Here is a 12,681-nt window from a genome sequence, read left to right on the forward strand (position 1 = left end):
TGATAAAATAGTAAAAAAATTATATCAAAACAAATGATGATATGTTATATTTTCCATAAATCCATTGAACAACTTCCATTTTTTGTTTATCTTTTCATGACAACTTTTTAACATTTCAGTCCAGCCTTTAACAACTTTCATATTAATGAGGGGGTTTTGTTCGTGACATCGATTGATTTAAATTGCGATATTGGGGAAGATTTCGGAAGATATACACTCCCGAATCAAAAGGAAATTTTAAAATATGTGACATCCGCCAACATTGCCTGCGGTTTTCATGCCGGAGACCCTTCCGTCATGAGGGAGACGGTTAAAATGGCGATCGAACACGGCGTAAAAATCGGTGCCCACCCGGGTTTGCCGGATTTGGTCGGATTTGGGCGCCGCGAAATGGCGATCACTTATCAGGAAGCTTATGACATGGTGGTCTATCAAGTAGGGGCTTTGCAGGCATTTCTGGCCATTGAAGGAGAAAAGATGCAGCACGTAAAACCCCATGGAGCCCTTTATAATATGGCGGCAAGAGACCCTGAAATTGCGGAGGCCATCGCGAAAGCGGTATACGACATCTCACCTGACCTGATTTTATTTGGCCTTGCTTCCAGCGAATTAACAAAAGCGGGAGAAAAAATAGGGCTGACAACAGCTCACGAAGTTTTTGCCGACCGGACATATCAAATGGATGGAACCTTGACTTCCAGAAACAAGCCAAATGCATTGATTACGGACAAAGATGAAGCCGTACAGCAAGTGGTTAGGATGATCGAAGAAGGCAAAGTCAAATCCCGCCAAGGTGTTGATGTGCATCTGCGCGCCGATACCGTATGTATTCATGGCGATGGTGAGCATGCGGCAGATTTTGCAAGATATATTAAAGAAGAGCTTCAAAAGAACGGAATAGCGGTGAAGGCTTTCATTTAAATCCGGTTGAATATTGAAAGACAACTTCTGCATAAAATCAAATGCTCCAGCAGTGAACAACCGCTGGAGCATTTCTTCCACGTTCTTCTTTATTTTTTGCTGATTAATGAACTTTCTTCACCGTTTACATTTTTCGGAATATTTTTGGATACTGTGACGCGGCGGACGATACGGCGTTCATCGTAATCCGCAATGGCATAATGTTGGGTAGCCAAGTTATCCCAAATAACGAGATCCCCTTTTTGCCAATTCCAACGGACCGTATTTTCCAAACGTGTTACATAGTTTTGTAAAATTTCATAAATTGCTGCGGATTCTGCCGTCGTATATCCTTCAAATTGCCGTACAAATCCGCCAAGCAATAAATGTTTGTTGCCGTTTTCCGGATGCAAAAATACGACAGGGTGACGAGTTTCATACTCGATTCTGGAGAAGACATTCCGGCGATGTTCCGACCACTTTTCTGCATCCCGGTCTTTGATGCGGTTGATGTACGCATAGGATGCATAGTCGTATTTATTGGAATGGATGGCCCACAGCTTTTCGGCCAGTTCCCGCAGCTCTTCAGGCAAATCCGTAAAGGCCGTGTGGGTATTGGCCCAAACTGTATCTCCGCCGATCGACGGAATTTCCACACCCCGCAAGATGGAATAGCGGGGCACTTCAGGAACGAATGTCACATCTGTATGCCATGTATTGGCTTTCGCCCCCTCCTGGGAATCCAGTTCAAAAATTGCCGCTGTTTTTTCTTTAGCCGGCACTGTCGGATGCACATATAATTCACCAAAACGCTTTGCAAATTCTTCATGGGTTGCATCGTCCAGATGATGCTGATTCCGGAAAAACAATACTAAATGCTCGCTCAATGCTTCTTTAATTTGGGACAAAGTTTCGTTGTCAATATCCGGCGTCAATTTCACACCGCGCACCTCTGCGCCGAGGCGGCCTGCTTTTCTCACAATTTCAATTTTTGATTGAATTGTCATATAATTCCCCTTTCTTATTATTCTTGTTCTTTTAATGGGTATAAAACCAAAAAACTTATTATTAATATTGGTTTTGCATCCTTTTTGCGCCTAACACCTCCTAAAAGATTCCGATTTGGCCAATCGGTTTCAGCAATTCATTTATAAAAAAACAGAGGCCTGCAAAGACATGCAGAACCTCTGTTTTGTAAAGTCGGTTCTCAAACCGTCATCCGACGGTTTAAATTTATATATAAGATTTTTGGAAGGGTAAACACTTGCGGCTATTACACATTTTGCAACTGTAATTTTGCTTCCTTTTCTCTCACTAAAGGAATGACTTTTTCTCCAAAAGCCTGAAGATCTTCATCATAATGCAGGAAGCCTGTCAAGACGATATTGACCCCGATTTTCTTCAACTCAATAATGCGGTCTGCCACTTGTTCGGCCGTACCGATCAATCCTGTCTTAAATCCGTCATTGTATTGGATTAAATCTTCGTATGTGGAATTTGCCCACATCCCTTCTTTTTCCTCGGTCGATTTTCCGGCTTGCTTGACGGATTCCTGGAAACCTTGAACCGCCTCATGATTCGCCTGTTCCACAATTTCCCGCAATACTTGTTTTGCTTCTTCTTCCGTATCCCGGACAATTACAAAACCATTAACACCGAATTCTATCGGACCCTTGCCATTTGCTTCACGGAGCGCTCTTACTTCATCGATTTGCTTCTTAATTTCTTCCAAAGAACCTCCGTTCATGAAATAAACATCTGATACGCGCCCCGCCATTTCTTTCGCAGCTCTCGAATTGCCGCCTTGGAAGATTTTTGGCGTTTTTACCGGTTTCGGCTTTAATGGGGCATTGTTGATTTGATAAAAATCCCCTCTATACGTAAATTCATCTTCTGTCCATAACCCCCGCAAAATTTCAATAAATTCTTCAGAACGCCGGTAACGTTCATCATGTTCTAGCCAAGGCTCGCCATAGGCGGTAAACTCGCCTTTAAACCACCCGCTGACAATGTTGATGGCTGCACGGCCATTGCTGATATGATCAATTGTTGAAATAATCTTTGCCATAACCCCCGGATGCCAAAGACCCGGCAAAACCGCAGTAATAAGATTTAACTTTTCTGTTGAAGCGGCCAAAGCGGATGCAAGGGCTGCAGCCTCCAATTGATTTTCCGCGCCGTAGCTTGCCAAAAAACGTGTTTGTATTAATACGTAATCAAACCCTGATTTTTCGGCGATTTGCGCGTAACGTTTATTGTCCTCAAATGACCATCCCGTTTTTTGCGGAATATTCGAAATCACTAAACCTCCACTTACATTGGGTGCCCAATAAGCAAATTGTAAAGACATATTGATCCTCCTTTATTTCAATCCACTATTCTTGGGAGAATAGCAGTTTTATAAATGAAAAATAAATAAAGAGGCTCTTTTTATCGGATTTGATAAAAAGAGCCTCCAGTTGTCTAGTAGGCAATTCTATTTTCAAAAAGCTTCCATGATCGTGCACACCATTAAAAGAAGCTTCCAGTTGTCCAGTGAGCCGAGTTATTTAATTTTAACAAAATCATAAATGAAAATTGTTCTAATGTCAATTATTTTTATCGAAATTATTTGTTTTAATTTAATAAATAAAATACTAATGAAAATTCTCTCGACCATAAATATTTGATCCCCTATCCCAAAATGTCAATTGATGGAGAAATGAAGCTTCAAAAAATATGGGACAAAAAGTGTTAAGAATGGACGGGCGTTAATATGATAGTAAAAAAAGTGGAAAGGGGATCCGTTTGAAGCAGAGCGAATTTGGAGGTTTCATAATTCGTGTGGTATTGGGAGTCACTTTTTTCATTCATGGATATGCAAAATGGCAGGAAGGGCTTGAGGAAGTGGCGAAACGCTTTGCCGGCTACGAGTTGCCGTACCCGGAATTGCTGGCTTATGCTGTGGCAGGACTGGAAATCATTGGAGGCATTTTCCTCGTAATCGGTTTTTCCATTCGTTTATTTTCCTTCCTTTTCATTCTTCTTATGGCAGGAGCGATTGCAACAGTCAAATATGAACAGGGATTCCTTCATGGCTATGAATTTGATTTGGTTTTGATGTCCATGGCTGCTTATTTGTTGTTTGCAAGCAACCGCTTTCTCGCACTGGATAATTTCATCGTGGAAGAAAAAAAGAAGAAAAACAAATAACACAAAAGGTAGAACTCGAGCAAATGCTACTAAGTTCTACCTTTCATTTTTACCGCTTTTTCACCAATTCAAGCTCCACCGGTACAAACTCTTCCACAAAGGGTTGTTCACTGTGGAAATGGAAAAACCGATTTTGAAGGAACCTTCTTTTGTGCCTTTATTCCCATCTTTTTGTTCCAAAGAAGAATCCATGGAACATGCCGACATCGTCAATAATGCAATAACAACAAAAAAGAAAAGTTTGATTTTTTTCATTACAGCCACTCCTTGATTAGTCTTTTTTGCGATCGAGCAATACAGCAAGCAGTATGACAATCCCCTTCACGACTTGTTGCCAGAAAGAAGATACACCAATTAAGTTCATGCCGTTGTTCAATACCCCGATAATCAATGCGCCGATTAATGTTCCGAAAATCCATCCTTTCCCGCCATTCAAGCTAGTTCCCCCTAATACGACGGCAGCAATGGCATCCAATTCATAAGACTCCCCTGCTGTCGGCTGGGCGGAATTCAATCGGGAAGTTAATATTAATGCCGATAATGCGGCAAGAAAACCGGAAACCGCATAAACGGCAATTTTTACCCGGCCGGCATTGATCCCTGATAATTTTGCTGCCTCTTCATTGCCGCCAACCGCGTAAACACGCCGTCCAAAGGTCGTTTTATGCAAAATAAAAGCCAAAATGCAAAAAGAAATCAGCATTGTGATGACCGGAACCGGAATGCCTAAAACATAACCTTTCCCAAACAATTGAAAAGATACATGGTCTCCCAAACCTGAAATCGGTTTGCCTTCCGTATAAACAAGGGTTTAATCCCCGGTAAATGGTCATCGTCGCCAAAGTGGCAATAAATGGAGCTACTTTTCCCTTTGTAATGATCAAACCGTTGAAAGCTCCCAGAATAAGGCCGAGGATCAGCGTTATCCCCATGGAAACGATCGGGTCCGTCCCGCCTGCCAATAAACTGGCAGCAACCGCGCCTGTCAATGCAAGGGTTGAGCCGACCGATAAATCAATGCCTCCTGTAAGAATGACAAAGGTCATCCCAAAGGCAATAATGGCGCTGATCGATACTTGCCTTAACACGTTAAAAATGTTGGAAATAGCCAAAAAACTGGGATTCAGGATGCTGACAACAATAATCAGGAGAATTAATCCGATTAACGGCCCTAGTTTTGAAATGATATCTTTCGTCGATTTAGACAACTTGTTCACCACCTGTTGCAAAGTGCATGATTCTTTCCTGAGTCATGTCTTCCTTCGTAACTTCCCCCGTCAATTTCCCTTCATGCATGACAAGGACGCGATCGGCCATTCCGATGATTTCCGGAAGCTCGGAAGAAATCATTAAAATCGCGACACCTGACTCTGCTAAATCATTAATAATTTGGTAAATTTCTTTTTTTGCCCCGATATCGACACCGCGGGTCGGCTCGTCCAAAATCAGCACTTCCGGTTCCGTTCCCAGCCATTTGGCAAGCACCACTTTTTGCTGGTTTCCTCCGCTTAATGATTTGGCGCTTTGTTTTGGACTGGACGTACGAATTTTCAACTGCCTGATATATCGGTTTACAAGGCTGGATTCTTTTTCTTTCTTCACAATGCCCGAAACGGAAACTTTTTTTAAATTGGCAAGAGACACATTTTCCTGGATGGAAAAATCAAGCACCAATCCTTTCGATTTTCGATCTTCCGTCACATAGCCAATTTTGTATTTCATGGCATCCATCGGAGATTTAATGGCCGCCTTTTTGCCGTCAATGATTATTTCGCCGCTGTCGGCTTTTCGGTAGCCGAAGATCGTCTCTGCCACTTCTGTTCTGCCGGCACCCATAAGGCCTGCCATGCCGACCACTTCCCCTTTGCGGACGTTGAATGAAATATTTTCAAACAGCCCTTTCACCGTTAAATTCCGCACTTCGAATTTGACTTCTCCGATTTTCGCCTTCCGTTCAGGGAAGCGTTCACCCAGCTCCCTGCCGACCATCATCGCGACTATTTCATCTAAAGTTGTTTCCGGTATGTTCCGCTCCCCGACATATCGGCCATCCCTTAAAATCGTAATCCGGTCACAGATGGAGAAAATTTCTTCCATTCGGTGAGAGATATATACGAAGGAAATCCCTTTATCTTTTAATTCCCTAATGGTTTTAAAGAGTGTGTGAATTTCCCGGTCCGTCAAAGCGGCAGTCGGTTCATCCATGATGATGTATTTGGCGTCGCTTGCAATTGCTTTGGCAATCTCAATAATTTGCTGCTTTCCGACGGATAAATCTCCGGCTCTTGTTTTCGGATGAACCTCTAAACCCAATTTTGAAAGTAATTCCCGGGCTTCCTGCTCCATTTCTCGGGTTTTTAAAATGCCGAATTTGTATGTTTTTTCTTTTCCCAAAAACAAATTCTCGGCAACCGTTAAATCCGGCAATATGTTCAATTCTTGATGAATGATGACAATTCCATGCTTTTCCGCATCTTTCGGCGATTTAAAGTGGACTGTTTGTCCATCAACTTTGATTTCTCCCGCATCTTTTGAATAGATGCCGCCCAAAATTTTCATCAATGTTGACTTTCCGGCGCCGTTTTCCCCCATTAAAGCGTGGATTTCGCCTTTTTTCAAATGAAACCGGACGTCATTTAAAACGGCATTGCCGTTAAACGCTTTTGAAATGCCAGTCATTTCAATCATTTCATCACCCACTTCTTATTGAAAAATTACGCCGCATTGCAGTATGACATTGGCATATGGCGTTATTTCCCCGGTTCGGATGATGAATTTCGCATTTTTTGTCATCCGTTTGAATTCTTCATGAGACACATAAGAAATATCGGGAAGTAACTTCATTAATTCGCGGGAAAGCCTTTCGTTATTTGTTTTGATTTCTTCCGCAAGGGCTGCGCTTTCCACCACCAAATCATCCAACACGGCCTCCAAAATCGCGAGAAAACCGGGTTCCCCCAATTTATAGGATAAATCGATGCAAGGAACGCCTTCCGGAATCGGCAAACCGCAATCGGCGATCACGATTTGGTCGGTATGGCCAAGCTTTGCGAACCGGCCGGCTAATTCCCTGTTCAAAATTCCATGCTTTTTCAACGTTCTTTTCCTCCTAATCGTGACATGACCTCATCCAGAGTCGGCATACCGCCCTGAGCCCCAAATTTTTCAACAGAAAGGGATGCCGCGACATTGGCAAATCGGACAGCCTCATCAATGGATTTTCCGCTGCAAATTGCATGGGCGAATGCTCCGTTAAAGGCATCGCCGGCTCCGGTCGTATCGACGGCGTTTGTTTGATGCCCCGGAATTCGGACTATATTGTTTCCATCATGAAAGGCGGCGCCTGCACTGCCCAAAGTGACGATCACTTTTTTCGGATATTCCTTCAGGACTGATTCCCAATCCGCTCCGAAGATTCGTTCACATTCCGTTTCATTGGGGGTCAGATAAGTGATTTCTTGCATCCAATCTTTTTTGAAGTTTTTTGCAGGCGCCGGATTCAACAAAACGGGAATGTTTTGTTTCCGGCAAATTGACAATACGTGCTCCACCGTTTCAACCGGAATTTCCAGCTGCATCATCACCAGTTTGCTTCCGGTGATGTGATGGATGTTTTCATCAATCATTTCCTTGCTTACATCATAGTTGGCTCCGGGTATGACGATAATGCGATTATCGCGATTATGCAGCAAAATATTTGCGATCCCGGTCGAATTTTCGGTCATTGCTATGCCGGAAACATCAACTTTTTCTTTTATTAAATTTTCATATAATTCTTTTCCAAAACTGTCATTTCCAACGGCGCCAATGAAGCGAACCCGGCTGCCGAGCCTTGCCGCGGCGACGGCTTGATTGGCTCCTTTTCCGCCGGGAATCGTTTTGAATAGAGTTCCCTGGACCGTTTCGCCCTGCTTTGGAAATATTTCCATCTCCACTGCCAGATCCATATTGATGCTTCCTACAACGGTGATCATCATAAAAACTCCTTTCGGGTCGTCTCCCGCACAACCAGCTCAGGTTTAATTTCAATATGTCTTTCCTCAATTGTTCTTCCTTCTATTTGGCGGATTAACAAATCCGCCGCCGTTTCACCCAATTGGTAAATCTTTTGGGCAACTGTCGTTAAACTCGGAGAAGTGTAATCCCCCAATTGAATTCCGTCAAAACCAACAATTTGAATTTCTTGAGGGACTTTTTTTCCTAATCTTTCGCACGCTTTCAGCGCTCCAATGGCAGAAACATCGCTGCTTCCGAAAATTCCGTCAATGGAAGGATGGTTTGTCAAAAATTCATAGGTCAACTTTTCCGCAACACGCATTTCATAAGGGCTTTCGACAATGTGCAGTTGTATATTTTTTCCCTCCACTGCCCTTAAAAAACCTGAAAGACGTTCTTCAGAAGATGCCAGCAGCTTCGGTCCTTTTAAAATCAAAATTTCGTTGGCGCCGCACTCCACCAGCAATCGTCCTGCCAATTCCGCCCCATATTTATTGTTCGTAGTAACCGATGGAAGATCAGTTTTTGGGACCCGGTCCAAAGCGACAATCGGTATGTCCGTATCTTGGACGATTCCTTCGCAGGTGGTTGCAATGATGATGCCTGCCACATATTCTTGGGACAACACTTTCAAATAATGTTTCTCTTTCTCAGGATCTTCATCCGAATTGCACAAAATAACGGTATAGCCATTTCGATAGGCGATATCTTCCACAGCCCGGGCCAGCTCCGGAAAGAACGGGTTGACAATATCCGGAATGATTAATCCGATCAGATTCGATTTTTTCGTTGATAAAGTTCTGGCAACTTTATTGGGGACAAAATTCAGCTCCCGAATCGCCCGCTCTATTGCTTGTTTTGATTTTTCACCCACATACCCGTTTTGGTTGAGGTATCTGGAAACCGTTGCAACCGAAACATTCGCGCGTTTAGCTACATCATGGATCGTTGCCATCCCCATCACCTGCCATATTTATTGTGGTACCTGTTACACATTTATCTATGAAAATATGTAATCGGTTACACATTCTGGATAAAAATGTGTAATCGGTTACACATCAGGACATAACAATATGCTTTTTTTGTTGTGAAACACTTTAATAGTATGTCATTTTTTATTCCATTAAGCTATACTGATTTCGACAGTTCACAAAATATTCATTTTTTGTAATAAAAAGGAAATTTATAAACTATATTGGATGCACTTGTTTCCAATAATTATGAAAATGGCAAATCAAAAAAAGCGGACTGGAGAGCATCATTCCAGTCCGCTTCTGCTATTAGAACAATCCGACGGCATCGCCTTTTTCATCGACATCCATTCTTAATGCGGCGGGTTCTTTTGGAAGCCCCGGCATCGTCATAATATCGCCTGTCAAACATACCAGGAATCCCGCCCCTAATTTAGGGATGATTTCTCTTACCGTAATCGTAAATCCTTCAGGGCGGCCCAACAATTTCGGGTTGTCGGACAAGGAATATTGGGTTTTGGCCATACAGATCGGCAAATCGCTCCATCCGTTTTCCTCAATCTGCTTCAATTGTCTTTTTGCCTGATCCGTGAAGACCGCACCGATTCCCCCGTAAACTTTTTGGACAATGGTTGTTATTTTTTGTTCAATCGGCTCGGTTACATCATATAACGGTGCGAACTGTTTGGGTTGATCTAATACTTCCAAAACCTGTTTTGCCAGGTCAAGTCCGCCTTTTCCTCCCTCCGCCCAAACATTCGTTCTCGCAATCCGTATATCGTTCTTTTTAGCCCATTCCATCAGCGTGCAAATTTCGGCCTCGGTATCCGAAACAAATCGGTTCACTGCAACAATCGGCTCAATTCCAAAATTTCTTATTGTTTCAATATGGCGCTCCAGATTTTTTATTCCAAGAAGAAGAGCATGGACATTTTCCTGTGTCAAATTGCTCTTATCTACTCCGCCGTGCATTTTTAATGCCCGGATTGTTGTGACAACCACCACTGCATCGGGGCGGAAATGGCCTACCCTTGCCTTGATGTCCATGAATTTTTCGGCGCCCAAATCCGCACCGAAGCCGGCTTCTGTCACAACGATATCCGCCATTTTCCGCGCCGTTTGCGTGGCAACAATGGAATTGCAGCCGTGGGCAATATTGGCAAACGGCCCTCCATGGACAAGAGCGGGCGTCCCTTCAATGGTTTGTACAATATTCGGTTTGAATGCTTCTTTTAGAATAAGGGTCAGAGCCCCTTCAATTCCCAGATCCTTGACAAAAACCGGCCGGCGATCGTACGTATAGCCTATCAACATATTGGATAAACGTTCTTTTAAGTCTTTTAGGCTTGTCGCCAAACAAAAAACGGCCATGATTTCAGAAGCCACGGTAATGTCGAATCCGTCTTCCCTCGGCACTCCCTGGGTCGGCCCGCCAAGACCGACGACCACTTTTCGTAGAGCCCGGTCATTCATATCCAAAACCCGTTTCCAAATGATTCTTCTTGGATCAATTTTTAATTCATTCCCCTGATGGATATGATTGTCAATCATCGCAGAAACCAAATTATTGGCCGTTGTGATTGCATGAAAATCTCCGTTGAAGTGCAGATTGATATCTTCCATCGGGAGCACTTGGGCAAAGCCGCCGCCTGTTGCTCCGCCTTTTATTCCAAAAACTGGTCCCAAAGATGGTTCCCGAAGCGCAACCATGACTTTTTGGTTCAATTGTTTCAAGGCATCCGCAAGGCCAATCGTTACGGTCGTCTTTCCTTCCCCGGCCGGAGTCGGGCTTGTTGCGGTCACCAGTACAACTTTACCGTCCGGTCTTCCCGGAATTTTATTCGGATCAATTTTGCCTTTATACCGTCCGAATTGCTCAAGAGCATCTTCAGGAATACCTGCCGCTCTTGCAATTTCTGTAATGGGTTTTAATGTGGCATTGTTTGCAATGTCTAAATCCGTCAATGGTTTTGTGATTGTCATCATAATTCCTCTTTCTTTAAAGATATTGATACTGAAAATTCGTGTGACTCGCCAACATACTTTTGGTTCGAATGTTATTATTGGCAAAGATTTTGTTTTATATGTTTTAGTTTTTGTCAATGTTCAATTCATGAAAGCCTTGTTCATTAGAAACGGAAATGCATATGTATTTCTCCGTTAAAGCAACTCCATGCCGTCGACTCTGTGCCTCAAAATATTATTATACTATTCTTTCAGGATCATTTCCCAACTGAGCTTTTACCATTGATTGAACAAAAAATCACCCACATTACTTTCTGCTGCCTAATTTCTCCAAAAAATCTGCAAAAGCTTTAATGCTATTCACCTGCACTAAAATTATTCCGCAAAAAATATTTAGGGCACAAACAAGAACATTCTTCCTGTTTGGTGCCCCCATCAGAATAACATTTCATACGAACATCATCATAGACTACTGCGGCCTTCATCAATCTCCTTCATTGATTGGAACATATCCCACTTTTTCGATTAATTGTTGGCCTTGGGAAGACAATACCCAATCAATCAATTTTTGCACATTTGGATTATCCGTTCCGGCTGTTACAATATAAAACTCTCCTGTAATCGGATACTTTCCGCTGCGAATCGTTTCTTTTGTCGGAGGAACCCCATCGATTGACAGCAGCTTAATTTGTTTATTCCCTACCATCTCTTGCGAATAATATCGGAAAGTATAACCGATGGCGTTTTCAAAATTCCGGTATTGGGCCACTTCCTTGATGATTTCTCCCATTCCGCCGGCGACATTTTCCCTGGGCGGATCCATAATCGGCGTATCGCCCATCAAAGACTCCAGCGCCGTCTGCGATCCGCTGTCTTCCGGCCGCTGGTATGCGCGGATCGGCTCGTCTTTTCCTCCAACTTCTTTCCAGTTGGTAATTTTCCCGGAGTAAATATCCTTGATTTGTTGCAATGTCAACCCGTCGACTTTGTTCTTCTGATTCACGAAAAAAACAAAAGCTTCTTTTCCGATCGGCGTCAATTTTAATTCCACGCCCTTTTCCTTTGCCCGCCTCCATTGGTTTTTGGACGGCTCATTGACAAAAATCATATCCACTTTGCCGTTGATCAAATTTTCATAAGCTTCCGGCGTTGTATTGACCATCACTTCACTGTCATAAGGGTCATATTCCTTTTTCGGATAGGTCGCCTGCGCAATGGCGGAGTACAGGGGATAAAGCGCCGTTGCGCCATCCATGACCGGCAGCGGTTCAGACAATTGAAGGGTTGCTTCCTCATCCAAAGAAACGACTTTTGAACCTTCTTCAAAAGGCTTATATTCAAAAATATCCACTTCCGAGGAAACGGTCGGTATGCTGTCCACATATTTTTCGTAAATCGGCCACACAGAACCTGCAACAAGCGCAACCAAAGATATGCCGGCAAACCACAGGATTCTCCTCTTTGTTTTGAAGAAACGGAACAAAAAGGCTAATAAAAGCAGATAAAGAACGATGGCCATTATGATCATGAATGGAATCCATTCAAAGAATCCGATCAACAATGCCATGACAACCCCTGCAAAAGTGAAAAAACCCAGAATCACCAAAACTAGAATTGAAACAAAAAGATTGGTCACCATAAAAAATACCTCCTGCAA

At 43.0% G+C, this 12,681-nt stretch carries 11 protein-coding genes and 1 pseudogene; 2 read left to right on the forward strand and 10 right to left on the reverse strand.

All coding sequences use genetic code 11. The features are described 5' to 3' along the window. The first annotated feature begins 162 nt into the window (after positions 1-162). Positions 163-921, forward strand: a complete 759-nt coding sequence (pxpA, locus tag FKZ59_RS00945; RefSeq protein ID WP_141600859.1) for a 5-oxoprolinase subunit PxpA — start codon at positions 163-165, stop codon at positions 919-921. Between the two features lie 89 nt (positions 922-1,010). On the opposite strand, the gene FKZ59_RS00950 is transcribed toward pxpA, so the two are convergent. Together FKZ59_RS00950 and sfnG are read right to left on the reverse strand one after the other, a co-directional pair. Then, positions 1,011-1,907, reverse strand: a complete 897-nt coding sequence (locus FKZ59_RS00950; protein WP_141600860.1) for a TauD/TfdA dioxygenase family protein — start codon at positions 1,905-1,907, stop codon at positions 1,011-1,013. Positions 1,908-2,173: 266 nt separating this feature from the next. After that, complete coding sequence (sfnG, locus tag FKZ59_RS00955; protein WP_141600861.1) at positions 2,174-3,250, reverse strand: dimethylsulfone monooxygenase SfnG; 1,077 nt, start codon at positions 3,248-3,250, stop codon at positions 2,174-2,176. A gap of 437 nt (positions 3,251-3,687) precedes the next feature. Here sfnG and FKZ59_RS00960 point away from each other — a divergent pair, with 437 nt between their 5' ends. Further along, complete coding sequence (locus FKZ59_RS00960) at positions 3,688-4,092, forward strand: DoxX family protein (RefSeq protein ID WP_141600862.1); 405 nt, start codon at positions 3,688-3,690, stop codon at positions 4,090-4,092. 60 nt (positions 4,093-4,152) lie between these two features. Here the strand turns inward: FKZ59_RS00960 and FKZ59_RS00965 are convergent, their stop codons facing one another. The 8 genes and pseudogenes from FKZ59_RS00965 to FKZ59_RS01000 all read right to left on the reverse strand — a co-directional run bounded on the left by FKZ59_RS00965 (position 4,153) and on the right by FKZ59_RS01000 (position 12,663). Continuing rightward, on the reverse strand, positions 4,153-4,347 hold the full coding sequence (locus FKZ59_RS00965) for a hypothetical protein (protein ID WP_141600863.1): 195 nt from the start codon (positions 4,345-4,347) through the stop codon (positions 4,153-4,155). Positions 4,348-4,363: 16 nt separating this feature from the next. Further along, a pseudogene (gene rbsC, locus FKZ59_RS00970) lies at positions 4,364-5,300 on the reverse strand (ribose ABC transporter permease). Further along, positions 5,293-6,780, reverse strand: a complete 1,488-nt coding sequence (locus FKZ59_RS00975) for a sugar ABC transporter ATP-binding protein (protein WP_141600864.1) — start codon at positions 6,778-6,780, stop codon at positions 5,293-5,295. Before FKZ59_RS00975 ends, rbsC begins: the two are co-directional and overlap by 8 nt. A gap of 15 nt (positions 6,781-6,795) precedes the next feature. Next, positions 6,796-7,188 (reverse strand): D-ribose pyranase, encoded by a 393-nt coding sequence (rbsD, locus tag FKZ59_RS00980; protein WP_141600865.1) that lies wholly within the window; start codon positions 7,186-7,188, stop codon positions 6,796-6,798. Continuing rightward, positions 7,185-8,066 (reverse strand): ribokinase, encoded by an 882-nt coding sequence (gene rbsK / locus FKZ59_RS00985; RefSeq protein WP_141600866.1) that lies wholly within the window; start codon positions 8,064-8,066, stop codon positions 7,185-7,187. Before rbsK ends, rbsD begins: the two co-directional genes overlap by 4 nt. Further along, the gene (locus FKZ59_RS00990) at positions 8,066-9,043 is read right to left on the reverse strand and encodes a LacI family DNA-binding transcriptional regulator (RefSeq protein WP_141600867.1); all 978 of its coding nucleotides are present in this window, start codon (positions 9,041-9,043) and stop codon (positions 8,066-8,068) included. Before FKZ59_RS00990 ends, rbsK begins: the two co-directional genes overlap by 1 nt. Before the next feature lie 325 nt (positions 9,044-9,368). Beyond that, positions 9,369-11,045 carry a formate--tetrahydrofolate ligase gene (locus FKZ59_RS00995; protein ID WP_141600868.1) on the reverse strand — a complete coding sequence of 559 codons (1,677 nt, stop codon included), beginning with the start codon at positions 11,043-11,045 and terminating at the stop codon, positions 9,369-9,371. 463 nt (positions 11,046-11,508) lie between these two features. Beyond that, positions 11,509-12,663: a PstS family phosphate ABC transporter substrate-binding protein gene (locus FKZ59_RS01000; RefSeq protein WP_141600869.1), complete on the reverse strand. Its 1,155-nt coding sequence runs from the start codon at positions 12,661-12,663 to the stop codon at positions 11,509-11,511. Positions 12,664-12,681: the final 18 nt, after the last annotated feature.

Source organism: Ureibacillus terrenus, assembly GCF_006569205.1.
GTDB classification, from domain to species: Bacteria; Bacillota; Bacilli; order Bacillales_A; family Planococcaceae; genus Ureibacillus; species Ureibacillus terrenus.

What these genes read in the sequence shown, in the direction of transcription:
- rbsK (WP_141600866.1), bottom strand. Translation starts at nt 8,066, where the DNA reads ATGATCACCGTTGTAGGAAGCATCAATATGGATCTGGCAGTGGAGATG.
- sfnG (WP_141600861.1), bottom strand. Translation starts at nt 3,250, where the DNA reads ATGTCTTTACAATTTGCTTATTGGGCACCCAATGTAAGTGGAGGTTTA.
- FKZ59_RS01000 (WP_141600869.1), bottom strand. Translation starts at nt 12,663, where the DNA reads ATGGTGACCAATCTTTTTGTTTCAATTCTAGTTTTGGTGATTCTGGGT.
- FKZ59_RS00950 (WP_141600860.1), bottom strand. Translation starts at nt 1,907, where the DNA reads ATGACAATTCAATCAAAAATTGAAATTGTGAGAAAAGCAGGCCGCCTC.
- FKZ59_RS00995 (WP_141600868.1), bottom strand. Translation starts at nt 11,045, where the DNA reads ATGATGACAATCACAAAACCATTGACGGATTTAGACATTGCAAACAAT.
- FKZ59_RS00975 (WP_141600864.1), bottom strand. Translation starts at nt 6,780, where the DNA reads ATGATTGAAATGACTGGCATTTCAAAAGCGTTTAACGGCAATGCCGTT.
- FKZ59_RS00965 (WP_141600863.1), bottom strand. Translation starts at nt 4,347, where the DNA reads ATGAAAAAAATCAAACTTTTCTTTTTTGTTGTTATTGCATTATTGACG.
- FKZ59_RS00990 (WP_141600867.1), bottom strand. Translation starts at nt 9,043, where the DNA reads ATGGCAACGATCCATGATGTAGCTAAACGCGCGAATGTTTCGGTTGCA.